The following is a 22,285-nucleotide window of genomic DNA, read 5'->3' on the forward strand; positions in this document are numbered from 1 at the left end:
GTATCACTTTACTACATTATAACACCCTCTTTCCGATTAAAGATTATTCCAAAATCCCCGTCTCAGCGAAGATATTCCTTGAAAAATGTTTCGATCTTATCAAAAGGAATAATATCTGTCTGATCGTACAAGTCTACATGACTTGCCCCGGGAATAATCATCAGTTCCTTATTATCCCCTTTCAACCGCTTGAAAGTATCTTCACTGAAATAGCGTGAATGGGCTTTCTCTCCATGAATCAGCAAGACAGCACTCCGAATCTCATCACAATAAGAAAGGATAGGCATATTTATAAACGAAAGTGCAGATGTTTTATTCCATCCGTTATTAGAATTCAAAGAACGCTGATGATATCCCCGCTTCGTTTTATAATAAGCATAATAATCCTTCACAAATTGAGGAGCATCTTCCGGAAGCGGATCAATCACTCCTCCAGCAAGTGCATAACTGCCGTTTTTCATATCTTCCGTACGCTGAGCATTCAGCTGTTTCCGAAGTTCATAACGCTGGTCTGCATTCATGGCATCAAAATAGCCGTTGGCGGTTACCCGGCTCATATCATACATCGTCGAAGCGACCGTTGCCTTGATGCGTGTATCAATGGCTGCTGCATTGATGGCAAATCCTCCCCAACCACAGATTCCCATAATTCCAATGCGGTCAGCATCCACCAGATCACATACAGACAGAAAATCGACTGCTGCACAGAAATCTTCCGTATTTATATCGGGAGAAGCTACATAACGCGGTTCTCCACTGCTTTCCCCTGTAAAAGAAGGATCAAAAGCAATGGTCAGAAATCCCCGTTCTGCCATTGTCTGAGCATACAAACCTGAGACTTGTTCTTTAACGGCTCCAAATGGTCCGCTCACGGCGATTGCAGGAAGTTTGCCTTCTGTCCCTTTAGGAATATACATATCTGCAGCCAGTGTAATACCATATCGGTTAACAAAGGTTACCTTCCGATGCTCTACTTTATTACTCTGTGGAAATACTTTATCCCACACTTCTGTCAGTTTTAAATCTTTCATACCATTACTGTTTTTTAAACCATTCTTACTTTGTGCATTCAAAGCTTCTCCAATAAAAAGAAAAGCCAATAGAAAGCCAATAACCAGTTTATTCATAAGACTTCATTTTTATATTGCAAATGTAATGCCTGCCTGATTATTATTAAGTACCCGAATTACAGATAATTGTATCTGGATTACATTTTCAGGTACCCCTTGTGATTGTTGAATGGTATCATGTCAGATTTTTATTTCTAAAGTTCTGTAGGTGTACGAAATGAACTGATTAATTCCAGTAATTCCTGATTAGCACGACCATTTATTGCAGCCTCCCGTTTCTCCTCAAAAAGATCTAAAGTAGCAGAACATTCTCCACAAATATCAATACCGGCTATTTTTTCATGACGAAAGACAACTGCCAGCAACTGCTCCAGTTCCTGAAGACTGAGAGATCCTTGATCCCAATTGGTTACAGCCGATTCTGGATTAAGTACATCCTTATCTATGGAAATATAAACAGGTTCATTAACATGCTCTGATGCAAAACGCTTCCAGGTTTCTTCCTGTTTCAGCGCTTTTTCTCCATAAAAATGAACCCTATCTCTGTAAATATCCGGCACTGCACGGATTAACGCCTCCGAGGCTCCGGCTACAACCACTTTCTGTAAATAAGGGTTCGTATCCAGCATATCCTTTACCCAGCTTCCGCAAGAAATCATATCCTCAAACAAAGGAGGTTGCATATCCGGATGATGATCAAAAACTAATAGAGAAAACGGATAGTTCAGTTTGTCCGTCCAGAATTTTGTCAGGTAATGATAATTTCCTGAGTCAATAAAATGAATTCCTTCTGCCGGATAATCCGCAATCAATCGTTTGAGAGAAGCAGCTCCTTCTTCATCACAATAGCATTCCGTCCCATACAAATGACGGCAATCCAGCCAAATACAGTTTTGATTACGGATAAATGGTTCATAGTTATACACTCCTGTAAAATCCATGATAATCAATTGTTTCTTCATATATCCTCCTTTTATGGAATCGTCGGACAAAGATAACAAACTTTTGATCACCGTTTTTTACGGATTGTGCTAAAATAAGTTTTCCACAACCCTGAGCCGGATGTTCAGAAGTTGTGGAAAACTTAATTGATTATTTCAGACGAACAGAGTAAATGGATGGTTTTCCGTTTGACTGAAGAATACGAATCTGCAAACACTGGGCGGATATCGGTTCATCCAGTTTGCAGGAAATTGTTCCATATCCCATAAAGCTTTCTCCACGCTGTTTGGGAATCACGCCACTCTGGTAAACCGGAACCCACTTTCCATTATCTTCCTTATCAATGGATAACTGTGTGATGCTATTTTCACCGATAATCAGGAATATCTCCTGAAACTTACTCTCTTTCCGCAAATTCACAGTCATGGAGGCCAATGAATCAGCAGACATCCATGAAGTAGAGACATCATTATCCACTGCATAAGACGGACCATAATGCAATGTATCATTCTTATAGATGCTTGTAGCCTCAGCAGTAGCATCCGTAATCAAGGACTGAGGTTTCTTCAGTTCTTTTGGGAAAGGTTTTCCGTTTTCAATACCCAGTTGCCGGGCCAACGTCAGAATATTTTCGATTGCTTTCGGATTCTGCTTTCCCTGTGTATCTGGAGGAATATTCAGCAACAGACAGTTGTCATTAATTGTTGCCGTATAGAAAATGTCTGCCAGTTCTTCGACATCACGCACTGTAGTGTCTTCCGGATGACTGAACCAGTTTCCAATTACAGAAATTGTCTGTGTACTTTCAAATGGCAGATAATATTGCTTACCGCTGTGTGTATAAATTTTAGGATCATCAGCCACAGGAAGGAAAGGATCCCATAAACGAAAATCAGAAGGGAAATAAATAATAGAATCACCTTCCTGCATATCTACAGGACGTTTACCTATTGTCCAGTTGGTTGAGATCTGACAGTCCGGCTGCATACTTTTTACAAAATCATATACCTCCTGCAGATGCCAGTCTTCCGTTTTCCGGTCCCAGGCTCCGTCAAACCAAAGTTCATGAACCGGCCCATAACCGGTCATCAACTCCTGAAGCTGATTCTTCATATACTGAATATACACTTTTTTATCTTCATCCTGATAACAAGGCTCATGCCGGTCCCATAAAGAATAATAAACAGAGAATGCTATCCCTTCTTTCTGGCAGGCATCCGATACAGCCTTTACAATATCTACCTTATGCTCAATAGCCGGATTGGCAATGTCATGATCGGTATACTTACTATCCCACAAACAAAATCCGTCGTGATGCTTCGTTGTAAGAACAATCGAACGCATGCCGGCCTTTTTTGCATTTCTCACCCAGCCTGCAGCTTGTTCTGCAATGTCAGCCGGTGGAGCATAAACTCCGGCAGCAGCAGTTCCGTCACTCCATTCTGCATTCAAATAAGTATTCATCCCGAAATGCAAAAACATACCATATTTCCGGTCAATCATAGCTTGCTGGCCCGGAGTAGGCTGAATAGTTGAATTAGAGTCCGTAGTTGAGCAACTTTGCATCATTCCCCCCAAGCAAAGCCCCAACATCAAAATGCCTGAATGTGTTAATCTTTTCATTTTCTTTTTATTTATTATCTAGGTTAATCGGCAACAAAGGTAACAAACTTTTTCAAGAACAAAACCCTTCCATCTGGAAACATGAAAGCAATTATGTAAAGAAGATTATACAAATGTCTAAAAAATGTTATAAAGCAGAGTTTTTTCAAGTAACCTCTTGCAGATTTCAGAAAAGTCCGTACCTTTGCAACGTGTTTTTCATAGTATTAGATTTAAGGTTAACAAAGGTTGGAGTACAGCGGTACTCCTTTTTTTTTGCCTAATCTCAACATCTCCTCTATCAAACAACATAATCCCAAGGAAAAACCACTCAAACCATTGATTGACAAACCAAAAATTCGTACTTTTGCAGAATCAATTGAAATTACGTAATTTAAATAAAATGAATCAAGAATTTGAGCTGATAGCCAAAACCTTCCAGGGGCTGGAAGAAGTACTGGCACGAGAACTCACCGAGCTGGGAGCCAGCAACATTGAAATCGGACGCCGTATGGTATCATTCACCGGCGACAAGGCCCTGATGTACAAAGCAAACTTTTGTCTTCGCACAGCCATCCGCATCCTGAAACCAATCAAACATTTCACTGCCAAAACAGCCGACGAAGTGTACAATGCTGTGAAAGCGATCGCCTGGGAGGAGTATTTGGACAACATGAGCAGCTTTGCTGTGGATGCCGTAGTATTCTCAAACGAATTCCGCCACTCCAAATTCGTTGCTTACAAAGTAAAAGATGCCATCGTAGATTATTTCCGTGAAAAGACAGGCAATCGTCCGTCGGTCCGTATCAGTAATCCGGACCTGGCTATCAACATCCATATAGCCGAAGATCAGTGTACTTTGTCTTTGGACAGTTCTGGAGAGTCTCTTCATCGTCGAGGATACCGTCAGGAACAGGTAGAAGCTCCGCTCAATGAGGTACTTGCTGCCGGAATGATCCTGATGACCGGATGGCGTGGAGAATGTGATCTGATCGATCCGATGTGTGGATCCGGAACAATTCCCATCGAAGCGGCCCTGATTGCACGCAACATTGCACCGGGTATTTTCCGCAAGGAGTTCGGCTTCGAAAAATGGAAAGATTTTGATCAGAATCTGTTAGACTCCATTTATAATGATGATTCACAGGAACGTGAATTTACACACAAGATTTATGGCTACGACAATAATCCGAGAGCAAACGAAATTGCGACTCATAATGTCAAGGCTGCAGGAGTAAGCAAAGACGTTATTCTGAAAATCCAGCCGTTCCAACAGTTCGAACAGCCAAAGGAAAAAAGTATTGTTATCACCAATCCTCCGTATGGCGAACGTATCTCTTCCGGAGATTTGCTGGAACTTTATAAAATGATCGGTGAACGTCTGAAACACGCCTTCACCGGTAACGATGCATGGATCTTGAGTTATCGGGATGAATGTTTCGACCAGATCGGTCTGAAAGCTTCAGTCAAGATTCCTTTGTTCAATGGTGCACTGGAATGCCAGTTCCGTCAATATCAGCTGTTTGACGGTAAATACAAGGCTTTCCGTAGCGAAAACGCAGGAAAAGACTTTAAGCCCAGACGCAACACAGACTCTCCGCGTCCCAAAACACGTTCATTCTCGCGCGACGGAGAACAGAAGGGTTTCCGTAAAAAAGAAGACCGTCCGTCCGGTTCCCGTAAAAACGAAGGCTTCCGCAAAGAAGAAGGCTTCCGCGGACGCAAGGCTGGTGACGGAAAAGAATTCACGCGCGAACGCCGTAACGAGTTCCGGTTCAAAGACGAATCAAAGCCACGCACACCACGTCCTTCCACAGACGACGGACGCCCGAAACAGGCTCCCGGTCCACGCTACATGCACAGCCGCCGCAAACCGGAAATCGAGAGAGAAAACAATGAATCAATGGATGAACAATAATTACCGCTCAATCAAACAATGAAACGCGTATTCTTACTTGTATGCCTATTCTGTATGACAGCAACAGCTAGCTTCGCACAAGAAAAGAAATCCTATACCCTGGAAGATGTCATTCCGGGAGGAAACAATTACTTCAACCTGGTTCCGAAAAATATACCGGGACTGCAGTGGTGGGGAGACGTTTGTGTACGTACAGATGTAGAGAACATCGTAACCATCAATGTCCGCAATGGAAAAGAAACTGTACTGGTAACACTTGATGAAGTAAACGAAGCACTTCTCAATGGAGAAAAACCTTTTCAGCCAACTCAGGAACTGAAACAGCTCCGTACACTGATGGGAGCTTCTCTTCCCTGGGGAGATCAGAAAGTAATTACATTCCGTCAGGGAAACTATATGGTATGGTATGATTTCGGTCAGAAAAAGATCAGCAACCTGTTCCGTCTGAACGAAAAAGCTGCCAATCTGGACTTCTGCAAGGAGAATGGCTACGTAGCCTATACCGTGGGAAGCAATCTTTGCATCGCACATGAAGGAGAAAAGGATTTGCAGATCAATCCTGACGAAAAGAAAGCAGATCCGATGGATATCGTATACGGACAGGCTGTTCACCGCAACGAATTCGGAATCTATAAAGGTACATTCTGGAGCCCGAAAGGAAACTGTCTGGCTTTCTATCGCATGGATCAAAGCATGGTAACTGCTTATCCGCAGGTTAATACCACTACCCGCATTGCAACCCTTGAGCCGGACAAATATCCGATGGCAGGAATGACCAGCCATAAGGTAACCGTAGGAGTATATCATATTCAGAGCGGAAAAACAGTTTATCTGCAGGCCGGAGACCCGACAGACCGTTACTTTACCAATATCAGCTGGTCTCCTGATGAAAAGAGCATCTATGTTATCGAACTGAACCGTGACCAGAATCATTCACAACTGGTACGCTACAATGCAGAAACCGGTGCCAAGGAAGCTATGCTGTTTGAAGAAACTCATCCCAAATATGTAGAGCCACAACATCCCATCGTATTCCTTCCCTGGGATAGCAACCAGTTCATCTACTGGAGCCAGCGCGATGGTTTCCATCACCTGTACCTTTATAATAAGGAAGGACAGCTGATCAAACAGCTGACACAAGGAGACTGGCTGGTTCAGGACATTCTGGGATTTAACACAGCCCGCAAAGAAATGATCATTGCGAGTACGGAAATCTCACCTCTGCAGACCAATATCTTCAGTCTGAATGTAAAGACAGGCAAACGCACACTGCTCGGCCAACAGGACGGAACACACTCAGCACGTCTCTCTGCCAGCGGAACTTACCTGATTGACAACTTTACATCATTCAATGTTCCCCGTGAAATCAGCATTCTGCCGACCAACGGAAAGACCGGAATCAACCTGCTGACAGCTACTGATCCGATGAAAGAACAGTATAATCTCCCGGAAATCACACTGGGTACCATCAAGGCAGCCGACGGAAAGACAGATCTTTATTATCGTCTCATCAAACCGGTCAACTTCGATCCTAACAAGAAATATCCCGCCATTATCTATGTATATGGAGGACCGCACGCTCAGCTGATCCACAACAACCGTTTCTATGATGCACGGGGATGGGATCTGTACATGGCTCAGAAGGGATATGTCATGCTGACCGTAGACAGCCGTGGAAGTGATAACCGCGGACTGGAATTTGAGAACTGCACATTCCGTCAGTTAGGTGTGGAAGAAATGAAAGATCAGGTGGAAGGAGCTAAGTTCCTCCAGTCACTGCCTTATGTAAATGCAGATAAGATCGGTGTACACGGATGGAGTTTCGGTGGATTCATGACTACTAACCTGATGCTCACTTACCCCGAAATCTTCAAGGTAGGTGTTGCCGGCGGACCGGTTATCGACTGGCAGTACTACGAAGTGATGTACGGTGAACGCTACATGGACACTCCGCAGACCAATCCGGAAGGCTACAAGAACTCAAACCTGAAGCTGAAAGCCGGTAACCTGAAAGGACGTCTGGAAGTGATCATCGGTGGAGCAGACCCCACCTGTGTGCCTCAGCACAGCTATACTTTCCTGCGTGCCTGCATTGATGCCGGAACGCATCCCGATTTCTTTGTCTATCCGGAAGACGGACACAACATGATGGGACGCGACCGTGTACATCTGCACGAGCACATCACCCGCTACTTTGAAGATCATCTGAAGTAAAGCAAAACAAGAAAAGTCAAACCCATAATAACAAAACGAATTATGAAACTCTTATTGTTAGGCTCCGGGGGCCGCGAACATGCACTGGCATGGAAGATTGCACAAAGCCCTAAAATAGAGAAACTATACATTGCACCGGGAAATGCCGGTACACGTGAAGTGGGCGAAAACGTAGCTATCAAGGCTGACGATTTCGATGCCATCAAGCAATTCACTCTCGACAACGATATCCAGATGGTGGTTGTAGGTCCGGAAGATCCGCTGGTAAAAGGAATCTACGACTATTTCCGCAACGATGAAGCGTTGAAAAACATTCCGGTCATCGGTCCTTCAAAAGCAGGTGCCGTACTGGAAGGAAGCAAGGAATTCGCCAAAGGATTCATGCAGCGTCATCACATCCCGACCGCAGGATACAAGAGCATTACAGCCGACAACCTGGAAGAAGGACTGGCTTATCTGGAAACTCTTCAGGCACCCTACGTGCTGAAAGCCGACGGACTGTGCGCCGGAAAAGGCGTACTGATTCTCCCGACTCTGGAAGAAGCCAAGAAAGAACTGAAAGAAATGCTGGGCGGCATGTTCGGAAATGCTTCTGCAACAGTTGTGATTGAAGAATTCCTGAGCGGAATTGAATGCTCCGTATTCGTACTTACCGACGGTAAGAGCTATAAGATCCTGCCCGAAGCCAAAGACTACAAACGTATCGGTGAAGGCGACAAAGGACTGAACACCGGAGGTATGGGTTCTGTATCTCCCGTGCCGTTTGCCGACAAGGAATGGATGCAGAAAGTAGAAGACCGCATCATCCGTCCTACAGTTGAAGGACTGGCAGCTGAAGGTATTGACTACAAGGGATTCATCTTCTTCGGACTGATCAATGTGAAGGGTGATCCGATGGTCATCGAATACAATGTCCGTATGGGTGATCCCGAAACGGAAAGCGTCATGCTGCGTATCAAGAGTGATCTTGTAGATCTGTTTGAAGGCGTAGCAGCAGGCAATCTCCACGAAAAGGAACTGGAAATCGATCCCCGCTCAGCAGTATGCGTCATGCTCGTATCAGGCGGCTATCCGGAAGCTTACGGAAAAGGTTATCCCATCAGCGGTATTGAGGAAGCCAAAGCCGGAGGCAGCATCGTATTCCATGCAGGAACAGCTGTTAAAGACGGACAGATCGTGACATCCGGAGGACGTGTCATCGCAGTCAGCTCATATGGAGCCGACAAGGCAGAAGCTCTGGCACAGTCATTCTGCAATGCCGGAAAGATCAGTTTCGAAAAGAAATATTTCCGTTCTGATATCGGATTCGACCTCTAATCATCCGACAATGGCAATAAGAAACAGATTTCAATATGAAGTGGCAACGGGAAGAATGACGCTTCCTGTTGCCATTCTCATTGCATTACTGGTTTGGGGGAGCACTTGCAGAGAATGGACCGAACTGGTTTCAATGGCTCTTTGTGCAGCAGGCACTTATCTTCTCATTGAGCTAAATACTACTTTTGCCCTTATCCATACACGCACCACCCTTCCCTCGGCCCTGTTTCTGACACTTTATGCCTTCTGTCCTTTTCTCCATGCCTACACACCGGCAGTCTGGCTTCCGGTTCTCTTTTTGGGCATTCTGTTTGCCCTGTTTCAGAGTTACGAAGCCTTCTATGCCTCTACTCCTGTGTACCATGCCTTTCTGTTGCTCGGACTAGGAAGTCTGGCCATTCCTCCCGTGCTTTATCTTATTCCTCTTATATATATTGCAATGGGAGATCTGCGCTCCTTCAGTGCACGCACTTTTTTTGCCGGACTGGTAGGAATTGCCACCCCTTACCTGTTTCTGCTCAGCTATCATCTGTATTTGGGAAATCTGGAATCTGCCTGTGATACCCTTCTCTCCTCATTCCGCCCCATGCCGATTGATTACAGCATACTCAGTCTGGAACAGGCCGTTTCAGGCGGCATTGTCCTGCTGATCATACTTATTTGCAGCGTTCGTAGCCTCATGGCAACCTATCAGGAAAAGGTACAGACCCGTATCATGCTCCGCACCTTGCTGATTCTGGAAGCAGGTATCCTGCTGCTTTTACTGCTTCAGCCTCATCTGTTTAATGCACTGTTCCCGCTACTGATCGCCTTGGGAGCCTTGCCTTGCGGACATCTCTTTGCTCAGACATACAATCGTTTCACCCGTATATTCTTCGGCACAGCATTGCTTCTGATTCTGATGCTGGGCTTGTTTAACTTATGGATGCATTTATTCAGTTTCTGACCGAGTGGGGCTATTGGGGAATGTTTATCTCCGCTTTCCTCGCCGGTACCATTCTGCCTTTCAGTTCCGAAGCCGTCATGCTGGCCTGCGTCGGTCTGGGACTTGATCCGGTTCTGTCCACACTAGCCACCACTGCTGGAAACGCCCTCGGCGGACTGACCTGTTACTGGATCGGCCACCTGGGAAAAATGGAATGGATTGAAAAATATTTCCGGGTAGATCATAAACAGCTGGAGAAAGCCACACGCTTTATTCACGGACGCGGTTCCTGGATGGCCTTTTTCTCTTTTCTGCCTATCATCGGCGATGCTGTCCTGATTGCCCTCGGCCTGATGCGTGCCAATGTGTGGATCGTCACTTTCTCAATGACCCTCGGAAAACTGGCCCGCTATGCCATTCTTGTTGCCACGACCACTGAACTGTTTCTCTAAAAACAACCAATAATGAAAGAAAGAACCCTCGAAAAGACAGCCGACGGAAGCTATACCCTCTTTGTTCCGGAAATGGACGAGCATTATCATTCCGTAAAAGGTGCACGGACAGAATCAGAACATATCTTTATCAACATGGGATTGAAACAAAGTTCTGCTGCTGCACCTCATGTACTTGAGATCGGTTTCGGAACAGGTCTCAACGCTTTTCTGACTCTGCTGGAGGCTGAAACAAGCGGACGCGACATCCGTTTCACAACTCTGGAACGCTACCCATTGCCCGAAGATCTCATCCGTCAGATGAATTATCCCGAACAGATCGCTCCCCAGCGCAGTGAGGCATTCTACAGTCTTCATCGTGCTACATGGAATGTCCCTGTACAGATAACTCCCCATTTCACCCTCTGCAAAATAGAAACTGACTTCACCACCTGGCAGACCGATGAACGCTTCGATGTAATTTATTTCGATGCCTTCGCTCCCGAGAAACAACCCGAAATGTGGAGCCAGTCTCTGTTTGATCACCTGTATGCTTTACTCCGGCCTGCCGGTATCCTCACAACTTATTGTGCCAAAGGTGTCATTCGCCGGATGCTCCAGTCTTCCGGTTTCCACGTGGAACGTCTTCCGGGACCTCCGGGTGGGAAACGTGAGATTCTGCGTGCAAGTAAGGTTGAACCCTGTCCTTAAAAAAAGCCTTCCAGGTTTTAAAAAAACGCTTCGGCGTACACGAGAAAAGGCTTCGATGTTTTGATGAAAAGACTTCGACGTTTTCCAGACGTACTTCCTATCAGTTTTTTCATATTCACCCTCCCTCCCTTTCGTGAAAAAACATTTAAAAGTCTTTTCTCTTTCTTCAGAAATGTTTCTAAAAATCTTTTTCATTTTTGTCAAATCAACGCAAAACTATTGTAAAAGCATACATATTTTCACAATTTGTCGATTTTGCCGTTAAAATGTATTGATTGACAAACCGAATCAAGCTATTCATGTCTATGTTTGCTCTTGCCGAGGCGGAAGAGGACAGACAAAATCCTCAAAACGACGCGGTGCTTGAAAACTTGAATAACTTTGAAAACGAAACTTATTAACTTGAATTTTGAGGATATATCTGCAAATATAAGAAAAGATTTTACTTATTAAAACTGGAATATTAACTTTTTAAAACTTGGATTTACTTATGAAAAAGAAATTCATTGCAGTGTCAGTACTGATTTGCGCATTGGCACTGGGTTCAACGACACTTACTTCTTGTGTTGACGACAACGAATCAGCATCAGTTACCGCTATCCGTGATGCAAAAGCAAAACAGTTAACAGCTCTCGCTGGATATTATGACGCACAAGCTTTGTACCAACAAGCTAACGCTAACTACCAGCAGGCATTAGCTGATGAGAAAAATCAACAGACTGCTCAGGATGCAGAACAATGGTCGTATGAACTGGAAAAAATAAAGAAAGATTATGAAGAGCAGATTGCTTCATTTGAACAACAGATAGCTAATTACAAAAAACAGTTGGCTGAGAATATGAAGGACTATCAAGCACAATTGTTTACAAATTATGAAGATGCTGCTGATAAAGTAAATACAATTAATGGTGAAATTGCTAATAATTTGTATTTGATTGCCAAATTGGAGAATGGTGTAGCTTCCGCAAAGGCTGCTATTGCAGAACTGAACTATACAGATGAACTTACAATTGCAGAGAATAAGGCTAAAATTGAAGCCTATAAGCAAATGTCCGGTAGTAGCTTGAGTGATTTGAAGAGTGAATTAGCTGAACTTGAGACTCAACTTAAAGAAGTGAACCTGAAGGATTCGGAAGCAGACCGTAAATTGGCTGATGCTGAGGAAGCCTTTAAGCAGGAAGTTACACCTATTAAAGGGTATAATGCTACGGGTGCAAGTGCTGATGCGACATTAGCTACAGCTCTAGCTATTGATTCTTTAAGAAACAATGGTTATTTCTGTAATAAGCATCTGAAGACTACTGGTCAAAATTTACCTGCTACTTATCTTGACAATGTTACTTTATATGCAGAAGGTGCGGAAAAACTTGGTACTACTTTTGCGGCAAAGGCATCACTTACTAAATATTCTCTTAAAGCAAGTGCTGTAACCAATGCGGCAAATCTGATTGCGGCAGAAGTTTATGAAGCAGAAAAAGCATTAGGTAAAACAGATGATGCGGCAACAGGAACTTCTCTATATGCTCAATACAATGCTAAAGGTGAAGCTGTAAAAACTGCTCAAACAACTTATGATAATGCATTGAAGGGTACAGATAATGCTGCTATTGAAGCTGCAAGAAAAGCTCTTGAAAATGCTAAATATCAACAGCAGCTATTTGCTGAAAGTACTTTAGCTGACGGTATCGAAACTGTAAATGATGCTAAAGAATTACAGATTCTGTTCACTAATGTACAGAAGGCTTTCACAGGTGATACTTATAAGGCTTATGAAACAGCTATCACTACAGCTTTGGCAGGAGAAAACGCTAAGGCAATGGTTGCTGCACAACAAGAAATCAATAGCTTAGCTGTTACGAGTGCTCAACTGACTGCAAGTAAAGGCGCTCTTGAACAGTTGATAGGTAATTTGGATGGTACCATAGATGATTTAGATGTTGATGCCTTGATTTTGGCATGCGAAGAAGAGATTGCTAATGCAGAAAGAGATATTGCTAACCGTGAATATGACGCGAACAATATCATTAACGATCCTCAAAATCCAGCTATTGGCTTAACAATAGATGACGCTATAGCAATGCTTGAAGCTGACAATGAACAATTGAAGGTTGAGTTAGTTGCAGCAGAAGCTAGACTGAGTGCAGCTAAAGCAGCGTTGGATGCAGAATTTGGATCAGCTTCTTCTGAAGTTCCTGAAACTCCTGCAGAAGGCGAAGAAACTCCTGCTGAATAAGCAAAGGTCTCTTGAAACAAGATGCTAATAGCAAAAAGTTTATAATCCGAAGGAAGGAGGAGCAATCCTCCTTTCCCGAAGGATAAACCCAACAACAAAACAGAAAAATATGAAAATCAATAAACTTTTAATATTAGCCGCACTCCCGATGATTGGACTTACAGCCAATGCCCAGGATAAAGGTCCGCAAAAGAATGACTTTACCGTGGCAGCAACCGTAAGTTATAACAATACAGTAATGCAGAATGCTGCCGTAGGCACTCTGCCCAGCTACAATGGTTTCCAGGCTCAGTCAACCAACTGGAATGACAAGTCTCTACAAGTGGGAATCGAAGGTGGCTGGTTCTTCCTCGACGAATGGAAACTGGTATTGGGAGGAGGCATGAGTATCACCAAGCATCCGGGTTATTCGGGCGTGCCGGGAAGTGCCGACAGCGACGAATCATTCGAATGGGGTGATGTTCCAAGCTACGGCGCTGTAGCTGATCAGAACTTCGTGCAATTCAATGTTTACACAGGAGTTGATCGCTACTTCAAGACGAAAGTCGACGGTCTGTATCTCTATGCCGGAGCACGCGTGGGTTACGCCTACGGACGTAACATCTCATTCACCGACGATGAGTACAACATGGGTAAATCAGTTGGCGAAGCGTTCAACGTACGCGGAGCACTGACCGGAGGTGTAGAATATTACATCACAGACGGCCTGTTCGTAGGTGCACAGGTTGACCCGTTTGCTTACACCTACAACCGCAGCTTGATCAAGCCGCAAGAGGGACTGAGCAACCTCGATGCCAATAGTCATAACTATTCCATCCTGGCAGCCCCGACAATTAAAATTGGATTCAAGTTTTAATAGATACACGTAGAGTACTATTAAGGGGGAAGGCTCTGTCGGGAGACAGGGCCTTCATTCATTTTTCCTTCTTCCTAATCTGACGAAACTTCGGATTCTTGCTTTCAGACTTCGGAAAGATTTTGTAGCTTTGCGAAGAATACTCTATCTAATATCTGAATATATGTGTATAAAAAAATATCTTTTCCTGCTTCTGGCGGTGCTGTCACTTGCTTCATGTGCCGGAAACGGGAATAATGACAAGCGGCAGACTCTGACCGTAACCATCGAACCGCTCCGCTATTTCACGGAAGCTATTGCCGGGGATAAATTCAATATTGTCAGCATGGTACCCGAAGGAAGCAATCCTGAAACGTATGACCCTACCCCGCAACAGCTGGTGAAACTGGCCAAGAGTAAGGCATACCTGCAAATCGGACACATCGGATTCGAACAGGCATGGATCAAAAAGTTACAGGCAAATACACCGAACCTGCCGTTCTACGACATGTCGGAAGGCATTGATCTGATTCATGAAATCAACGGACATACGCACGGAAAGGAAGACAAGCACGCACATGGTGTGGAACCGCACATCTGGAACTCCACACAGAATGCGGCTATCCTGGCTGAGAATATCTATAAAGTTCTGTGTGAACTGGATCCGGCCAGCGAATCTTATTTTCATCAGAGACTGGACAGTCTGGAAAAAGAAATACAGACTACTGACAAGGAAGTACAGGAACTGATGGAGCATGCCGACCAGGCTTTCCTGATTTATCATCCGGCACTGAGTTATTTTGCCAAAGATTACGGAGTGAAACAGATCAGCATCGAAGAAGGAGGAAAAGAACCTTCACCGGCTCACCTGCAGGAACTGATCAGAACCTGCCGCGAAAATCAGGTACGGATCATCTTCGTACAGCAGGAGTTTGACGTGCGCAATGCGGAACTTATTGCCAAGGAACTGGGCGTGCAGGTTGTTTCCATTAATCCGCTCAGCTACCGCTGGAAGGAAGAAATGCTCAAGGTAGCACGGGCTTTGTCGAACCCTGACAAGAACAGCGGCGTATGAAAACACCGATCCTGCAAATGACCGGCATCTCTGCCGCTTACGACAACAAAACAGTTCTGGAGAACATCAACCTGACAGTGTTCGAACAGGATTTCCTCGGTGTCATCGGACCCAACGGAGGAGGAAAGACCACTCTCATCAAGGTGATGCTGGGCTTGCTGAATCCCACCGCCGGCAAGGTGACTTTTTATCAGGAAGGAAAAGAGGTGCCCGAAATCAGCATGGGCTACCTGCCTCAGTATAATTCCATCGACAAGAAATTCCCAATCTCGGTCTATGAGGTCGTGCTTTCGGGACTGAACCGGCAGAAATCGCTTTTCCGGTCGTTCTCGCCTGCCCAGCATGAACAGGTGAAACAGGTCATTGCACGCATGGGACTGGAAGGACTGGAGAAAAGAGCAATCGGACAACTGAGCGGTGGACAGCTGCAACGGGCCTTACTGGGACGGGCACTCGTCTCCAATCCGCAGGTTCTGATTCTGGATGAACCCAATACCTATATCGACAAGCGTTTCGAAGCGAAGTTATATTCTCTGCTGGAAGAAATCAACCGCGAGCGGGCCATCGTACTGGTGAGCCACGACATCGGTACCGTCCTGCAAAATGTAAAGAGTATTGCCTGTGTCAACGGCACACTCGACTACCATCCCGACACGGAGGTGCCTGCGGAATGGCTGGAAAAACACTTCGGATGCCCCATCGAACTGCTCGGCCACGGGAATCTGCCCCACAGAGTCCTGAAATGCCATCACCACTGATTTCTTTGAAAACTTTAAGACGCGTGAACCTCGCTGGAAGTAAATTCTTTACTATCTTTGCCGCATTGAATGTTAATGAAATAACAAAATGAAGCAACAGTACAACAAGATTAACAATCTGGTGGGTTGGATCACGTTTGTCATTGCAGCTTTCACTTACTGCATGACCATCGAACCGACTGCCAGCTTCTGGGACTGCCCCGAGTTTATCACGACCGGGTACAAGCTGGAGGTGGGACATCCGCCCGGCGCACCTTTCTTCATGCTGACAGCTAACCTGTTCAGCCAGTTTGCCAGCGATCCTTCACAAGTAGCCATGATGGTAAATATCATGAGCGCACTGATGAGCGCGGCATGTATTCTCTTCCTTTTCTGGAGCATTACGCACCTGACACGGAAGCTCATCTGCCCGGATCTGGACCAGCTGACCAAAGGAAAACTGATCTCAATCATGGGAGCAGGCGTTGTCGGAGCACTGGCCTACACATGGAGTGATACATTCTGGTTCAGTGCCGTCGAAGGAGAAGTATATGCTTACTCAAGCCTGTTCACGGCCATCGTGTTCTGGCTGATCCTGAAATGGGAAAACCGCGCCGACGAACCTCACAGCGACCGCTGGCTGATCCTGATCGCTTACCTGACAGGACTTTCCATCGGTGTTCACCTGCTGAACCTGCTGTGTATTCCCGCCATCGTACTGGTATACTATTATAAAAAACACCCGCAGGCCAATCTCAAAGGAAGTCTGCTGGCACTTGTCGGCTCCATGATCCTGGTAGCAGCCGTACTTTACGGTATCGTTCCGGGCATCGTGAAAGTAGGCGGATGGTTCGAACTGCTCTTTGTCAACAGCTTCGGCATGCCGTTCAACACGGGAGTCATCGTCTACCTGGCTGTTCTGGTTGCCTCACTCGTATGGGGTGTCTATGAAAGCTACACGCAGAAGAGCCGCAAGCGCATGAACATTTCGTTCCTGCTCACCGTCGGTCTGCTGGGAATTCCGTTCTACGGCCACGGCACCGGCAGCGTAGTCATCGGTATCATCGTTCTGGCGATACTGGCCATCTATCTGTTTGCCAACCTCAGCGAGAAATACCGGGTCAGCGCACGCACGCTGAACACCAGCCTGCTGGCCATGATGATGATCGTGGTAGGATATTCTTCATACGCTGTCATCGTGATCCGTTCGTCAGCCAATACGCCGATGGATCAGAACTCTCCGGAAGACATCTTTACTCTGGGTGAATATCTGGGACGCGAACAGTACGGAACCCGTCCGCTGTTCTACGGACAGACATACGCTTCGAAACCGGCCCTGAAACAGGTGGACGGCGGATGCATGTACGACGTGACAGAAGGAGCTCCGGTGTACCAGCGCAAGGAAAAAGAACGTCCGGATGAAAAAGACAGCTACGAAATCGTACGCAACAAGACGGAATACAAATACGCACAGAACATGCTCTTCCCCCGCATGTGGAGCTCGGATCATGCCTCAGCCTACGAACAATGGCTGGGAGGTGTGGAAGGCAAACAAGTGCCTTACGACCAGTGTGGTGAAATGATCATGGTGAAGGTTCCTACCCAGTGGGACAACATCAAGTTCTTCTTCATCTACCAGTTGAACTACATGTACTGGCGCTACTTCATGTGGAACTTTGCCGGACGCCAGAACGACATACAGGGACAGGGAGAAATCGAACACGGCAACTGGATTACGGGCATTCCGTTCATCGACAACGCACTGGTGGGCGACCAGACTCTCCTGCCCGGCGAGCTGAAGAACAACAAGGGACACAACGTATTCTACTGTCTGCCGCTGCTGCTCGGACTGATCGGTATGTTCTGGCAGGCTTACCGCGGAAACAGAGGCATCCAGCAGTTCTGGGTGGTATTCTTCCTCTTCTTCATGACGGGACTTGCCATCGTGCTCTACCTGAACCAGACTCCGCTCCAGCCGCGTGAACGCGACTATGCATATGCCGGTTCGTTCTATGCCTTTACCATCTGGATCGGTATGGGTGTAGCCGCCATTGCCGAATGGCTGCAAAAGAAGAAAGTGAGTGAAACCGCAGCTGCCGGAATCGCTACCGTAGTCTGCCTGCTGGTTCCCATCCAGATGGTAAGCCAGACATGGGACGACCACGACCGCAGCGGCCGGTATACCTGCCGCGACTTCGGACAGAACTACCTGAGCACCGTGCCGGAAAAAGGAAACCCGATTCTTTTCACCAACGGTGACAACGATACATTCCCCCTGTGGTATAACCAGGAAACAGAAGGATTCCGCACCGATGTGCGCGTCTGCAACCTGAGCTATCTGCAGACAGACTGGTACATTGACCAGATGCGCCGTCCGGCCTACGACTCTCCTTCAGTACCGATCAACTGGGAACGTATAGACTACGTATCCGGCCACAACGAGGCTGTTTATGTACGTCCGGAAGCCATGAGCACTGTCATGAACTATTACAAACAGAATCCCGAAGAAGCCAAGCAGGAATTCGGAGACAATCCTTACGAACTGAAGAACATTCTGAAACACTGGGTTCGTTCGCCGAAAGAAGGCCTGCAGATGATTCCTACCGACAGTATCGTACTGAAACTGGACAAGGAAGCCATCAAGCGTTCGGGTATGCTGGCACCGGATTCCATTCCGGAATACATGCACATTTCACTGAAAGGCAAGCACGTGCTCTACAAGAGTGAGCTGATGATGCTGGAAATGCTGGCCAATGCCAACTGGGAACGTCCCATCTACATGGCCATCACCGTAGGTTCGGAAAACCATCTGAACCTGACCAACAACTTCCTGCAGGAAGGTCTGGCCTACCGCATCACTCCGTTCGACAACGTGAAGCTCGGACGCCGCCTGGACAGCGAAAAGATGTACGACAACCTGATGAACAAGTTCAAGTTCGGAGGAATCGACAATCCGGACATCTATCTGGATGAAACCGTCCTGCGCATGTGCGACACTCACCGCCGCATGTTCGTACAGCTGGCCACCCAGCTGATCCGCGAAGGCAAGAAGGACAAAGCCCTGAAAGCTCTGGACTACTGCGAGAAGGTGATCCCGAGCACGACTGTCCGTCACGACTACGTGATGAGCAGCTCAAAGGAAATGGCTCATGACTACATCGAACTGGGCGAACATGCCAAAGCCGACAACATCCTGAGACAGCTGGCTGACAATGCCGTGGAATACATTTCCTGGTACATGAGCCTGGACGATGTCCGCTTCACAGGTGCATACGAAGACTGCACACGCTATTTCTACATCCTGGACGATGTATGCAAGGAAATGGAGTTGCTGAAAGATCCGTCGACCGGCAAAGTCATGGATTCGGCTGCACACTATACACAGAAATTTGAACAGCTCTACAAGCTGCTGGAACAGCGTGTAGGCAAAAAGTAAAAAAACAGAAGGCACAGCGCGTTCTCCCTGCGGAGTAATGCGCTGTGCCCTAAATTTTAAATAAAGTGCTGATAGAACAACCCCCTCAAATCGTACGCTGGCTTTATCCCCGTGCCCTCTGGCGCATGGACAAGAAGGTAAAAGCCGTTTACCTGACCTTCGATGACGGCCCGATCCCGGAGATAACTCCCTGGGTACTGGACCTGCTGGACAAATATCACATCAAGGCAACCTTCTTCATGGTGGGAGACAATGTACGCAAGCATCCGGAAGAGTTCCGGATGGTAGTCGAAAGAGGGCACCGCATTGGCAACCACACCTTCAATCATATCCGCGGATTCGAATACCTGAGCCGGAACTATCTGGCCAATGCCGACAAAGCCGACGCCTATCTCCATACGGATCTGTTCAGACCGCCGCACGGACACATGCGATGGCTGCAATATATGGTCCTGAAACGGAAATACCGCATCGTGATGTGGGATCTTGTAACCCGCGACTACAGCAAACGGCTGAACGGCCGGCAAGTATTTGCCAAGGTGAAGAAATATGCACGCAACGGCTCCATCATCACGTTCCACGATTCCCTGAAATCGGAAAAGAACATGAAATATGCCCTGCCCCGCTCCATCGAATGGCTGCTGGAACAAGGCTATGAATTCAAGGTGTTCGACTGACACTGTCTGCCTGACAGACCGGGAAGACCATTCAGACCGGTCACAGCATAACCTATCATATACGGAAACACATGGACAATTATCCGGAAATAAGCAACATCAGAAAAAGCATCAAAAGCCATTATCCCGTTTCTGATGAATCCATCGACCTGCTCGGGAAGCATTTCAGGAAACACCTTTTCCCTGCAAAGCATCTGATTATCAGAGGATGTATTATTGACAGGAATGTCTATTTCATTGAAAAAGGCCTGACCCGTTCCTACTGTCTTGCCGACGGAAACGAACATACGACCTGGTTCTCAAAGGAAGGAGACATTACTTTCGGCCTGCTCTGTCTGTATCACAATCGGGCCGGATTTGAATATGTAGAAACCATCGAACCCACTCTGGCATACTCCATTCCCATAAGCATCCTCAATGAATTATATGAAACCAACATCGAAATTGCCAATTGGGGAAGAGTCATCCACCAGGAATGCCTGCTGTCGCTGCAATGCATACGGATAGACAATCTGACAATGACCGCAAAAGAAAGATATGAAGCACTGCTCAGCACATTTCCGGATATCTGCCAAAGAGTCAATCTGGGCTACATCGCTTCCTTCCTCGGCATATCGATATCTGCGTTAAGCAGAATCAGAGCCGGAAAATAATTTCCTGTACAGATTTTGACCTATGTCAAAAAAACACTTCCCGGCAGTGGCTATTTTTGTTGCAAAAAACAATGAAAGAACCATCCTATGCAAGCAGCGACAAGCGAATTATATGGCTTGATCTTGTGAAATTCATCGCTATCTTCATGATGATAGCTGTCCACTGTACCGACAATGTGACTCCGGCCGAACGTTCAGAACCCTGGTACAATCTCTGGGGAAGCTTTTACGGCTCCTTCATGCGTCCCGCCATTCCACTGTTCGTAATGGTTACCGGCGCCCTGCTCCTGCCTGTCAGAGAGAATCTCTCCACCTTTTACGGCAAGCGTCTTACCCGGATCGTCGTTCCATTTCTGATCTGGTCAGTCCTTTATAACCTTTTCCCCTGGATAACCGGATTGCTGGGGCTGTCACCAACCGTCATCAACGATTTCTTTGCCTGGGCCGAACCCGATCAGTCATTTTCCGGAGCCTTGCATCACATTCTGATGATTCCTTTCAACTTCTCTCTCCTGGCGGTTCAGATGTGGTATGTCTATCTTCTTATCGGTTTATATCTTTACATGCCTATATTCTCTGCCTGGGTCCGGCAAGCCTCTGTCCGGGAACAAAGATTCTTCCTGTTGCTGTGGTTTGTTTCTCTCTTCATTCCCTATCTGAGAGAATATCTCACAAAAGACCTGTGGGGAACCTGTTCATGGAATGAATTCGGGCTTCTTTATTACTTTGCGGGACTCAACGGTTACCTGCTATTGGGGCATTATCTTATCAACAACCCTGTTAATATCAGCTGGAGCAGACTCATTGCTTTCGGCCTGCCCGTCTTTATCACAGGATATTGCATCACTTTTCTGGGCTTCAAATCGGTTACTGCAGTGCCCGGACAACCGGTGGAACTGGTAGAACTGTTTTTTACCTATTGCAGCCCGAACGTACTGATGATGACACTTCCCCTGTTTCTTGCCATGCAGAAAGTGAAAATACGATCAGAAAGAACCAGGCGTTTTGCCGTAAACATCTCGACATGCACGCTGGGGATCTGGATGTCACACTATCTGTTTCTGGGCCCCTGTTACATGCTGGTTGAATCACTTCCGATACATACCATGCTGAAAATGATAGTCTGCACAATCCTGCTGCTGTCCGTAACCTGGATATTTGTCTATACAGTCAGAAAATCAGGCAACATAGGAAGGTGGATCATGGGATGACGAAGGGAAATGATTTCATTTTGACATTTTGCTTTTTACGGCCCGTGAGAATCAGGAATTCACGTCCTGAAGGACGGGCCATTCTGATTTCGCGAACGATTTTTCGGATATCTCCCTGTACCATTGTTGATTAGATCAAAATTTAACACTTCCGGGAGACTCCTTCCAGCTCAAAATGACGAATCCGGAAAGGTCTGCCTTCCTTTTTTCATCCGTTTGCAGACCTTTCCGGAAATTCGTCTGCACGTTTCAGACGAAACGTCTAAACATTATCGGCAAAACGAATAGTCATCTTCAT

General features: G+C 46.2%; 17 protein-coding genes. 14 read left to right on the plus strand and 3 right to left on the minus strand.

Annotated elements, in window-relative coordinates; all coding sequences use genetic code 11:
• Positions 1–62 precede the first annotated feature (62 nt).
• From BACCOPRO_RS10115 to BACCOPRO_RS10125, 3 genes are all read right to left on the minus strand, one after another.
• Positions 63–1,031: an alpha/beta hydrolase gene (locus BACCOPRO_RS10115; protein ID WP_246497753.1), complete on the minus strand. Its 969-nt coding sequence runs from the start codon at positions 1,029–1,031 to the stop codon at positions 63–65.
• 233 nt (positions 1,032–1,264) lie between these two features.
• Positions 1,265–2,032, minus strand: coding sequence for an arginase family protein (locus BACCOPRO_RS10120; protein WP_008143318.1), 768 nt, complete (start codon positions 2,030–2,032; stop codon positions 1,265–1,267).
• A 130-nt stretch (positions 2,033–2,162) separates the two neighbouring features.
• Positions 2,163–3,635: an alpha-L-fucosidase gene (locus tag BACCOPRO_RS10125; protein ID WP_081446928.1), complete on the minus strand. Its 1,473-nt coding sequence runs from the start codon at positions 3,633–3,635 to the stop codon at positions 2,163–2,165.
• A gap of 382 nt (positions 3,636–4,017) precedes the next feature.
• Here BACCOPRO_RS10125 and BACCOPRO_RS10130 point away from each other — a divergent pair, with 382 nt between their 5' ends.
• The 14 genes from BACCOPRO_RS10130 (at position 4,018) to BACCOPRO_RS10195 (ending at position 21,987) form a co-directional block, all read left to right on the plus strand.
• On the plus strand, positions 4,018–5,532 hold the full coding sequence (locus BACCOPRO_RS10130; RefSeq protein ID WP_008143321.1) for a THUMP domain-containing class I SAM-dependent RNA methyltransferase: 1,515 nt from the start codon (positions 4,018–4,020) through the stop codon (positions 5,530–5,532).
• Positions 5,533–5,586: 54 nt separating this feature from the next.
• Entirely contained in the window at positions 5,587–7,746 is a 2,160-nt protein-coding gene (locus tag BACCOPRO_RS10135; protein WP_008143322.1) for a S9 family peptidase, read from the plus strand.
• 42 nt (positions 7,747–7,788) lie between these two features.
• A complete protein-coding gene (purD, locus tag BACCOPRO_RS10140) occupies positions 7,789–9,063 on the plus strand; it encodes a phosphoribosylamine--glycine ligase (RefSeq protein WP_008143324.1) in 1,275 nt (424 codons plus the stop codon).
• Positions 9,064–9,073: 10 nt separating this feature from the next.
• Entirely contained in the window at positions 9,074–10,009 is a 936-nt protein-coding gene (locus tag BACCOPRO_RS10145) for a hypothetical protein (RefSeq protein WP_008143326.1), read from the plus strand.
• Positions 9,985–10,440: a YqaA family protein gene (locus BACCOPRO_RS10150; protein ID WP_008143328.1), complete on the plus strand. Its 456-nt coding sequence runs from the start codon at positions 9,985–9,987 to the stop codon at positions 10,438–10,440. The genes BACCOPRO_RS10145 and BACCOPRO_RS10150 overlap by 25 nt, the downstream gene beginning before the upstream one ends.
• Positions 10,441–10,452: 12 nt before the next feature.
• Positions 10,453–11,130: a tRNA (5-methylaminomethyl-2-thiouridine)(34)-methyltransferase MnmC2 gene (gene mnmC2, locus BACCOPRO_RS10155; protein WP_008143330.1), complete on the plus strand. Its 678-nt coding sequence runs from the start codon at positions 10,453–10,455 to the stop codon at positions 11,128–11,130.
• 490 nt (positions 11,131–11,620) lie between these two features.
• Positions 11,621–13,363, plus strand: a complete 1,743-nt coding sequence (locus BACCOPRO_RS10160) for a hypothetical protein (protein WP_008143333.1) — start codon at positions 11,621–11,623, stop codon at positions 13,361–13,363.
• Between the two features lie 109 nt (positions 13,364–13,472).
• Positions 13,473–14,219, plus strand: a complete 747-nt coding sequence (locus BACCOPRO_RS10165; protein ID WP_008143335.1) for a BT1926 family outer membrane beta-barrel protein — start codon at positions 13,473–13,475, stop codon at positions 14,217–14,219.
• 163 nt (positions 14,220–14,382) lie between these two features.
• Complete coding sequence (locus BACCOPRO_RS10170; protein ID WP_008143336.1) at positions 14,383–15,273, plus strand: metal ABC transporter solute-binding protein, Zn/Mn family; 891 nt, start codon at positions 14,383–14,385, stop codon at positions 15,271–15,273.
• On the plus strand, positions 15,270–16,031 hold the full coding sequence (locus BACCOPRO_RS10175; protein ID WP_008143338.1) for a metal ABC transporter ATP-binding protein: 762 nt from the start codon (positions 15,270–15,272) through the stop codon (positions 16,029–16,031). The genes BACCOPRO_RS10170 and BACCOPRO_RS10175 overlap by 4 nt, the downstream gene beginning before the upstream one ends.
• Before the next feature lie 88 nt (positions 16,032–16,119).
• Complete coding sequence (locus BACCOPRO_RS10180) at positions 16,120–19,446, plus strand: DUF2723 domain-containing protein (RefSeq protein WP_008143340.1); 3,327 nt, start codon at positions 16,120–16,122, stop codon at positions 19,444–19,446.
• 65 nt (positions 19,447–19,511) lie between these two features.
• Complete coding sequence (locus tag BACCOPRO_RS10185) at positions 19,512–20,123, plus strand: polysaccharide deacetylase family protein (protein WP_008143342.1); 612 nt, start codon at positions 19,512–19,514, stop codon at positions 20,121–20,123.
• Between the two features lie 71 nt (positions 20,124–20,194).
• Positions 20,195–20,776: a Crp/Fnr family transcriptional regulator gene (locus BACCOPRO_RS10190; RefSeq protein WP_008143345.1), complete on the plus strand. Its 582-nt coding sequence runs from the start codon at positions 20,195–20,197 to the stop codon at positions 20,774–20,776.
• A 71-nt stretch (positions 20,777–20,847) separates the two neighbouring features.
• Positions 20,848–21,987, plus strand: coding sequence for an acyltransferase (locus BACCOPRO_RS10195; RefSeq protein WP_008143346.1), 1,140 nt, complete (start codon positions 20,848–20,850; stop codon positions 21,985–21,987).
• Positions 21,988–22,285: the final 298 nt, after the last annotated feature.

It is taken from the genome of Phocaeicola coprophilus DSM 18228 = JCM 13818, from assembly GCF_000157915.1.
In the GTDB taxonomy this organism is placed as follows: Bacteria; Bacteroidota; Bacteroidia; order Bacteroidales; family Bacteroidaceae; genus Phocaeicola; species Phocaeicola coprophilus.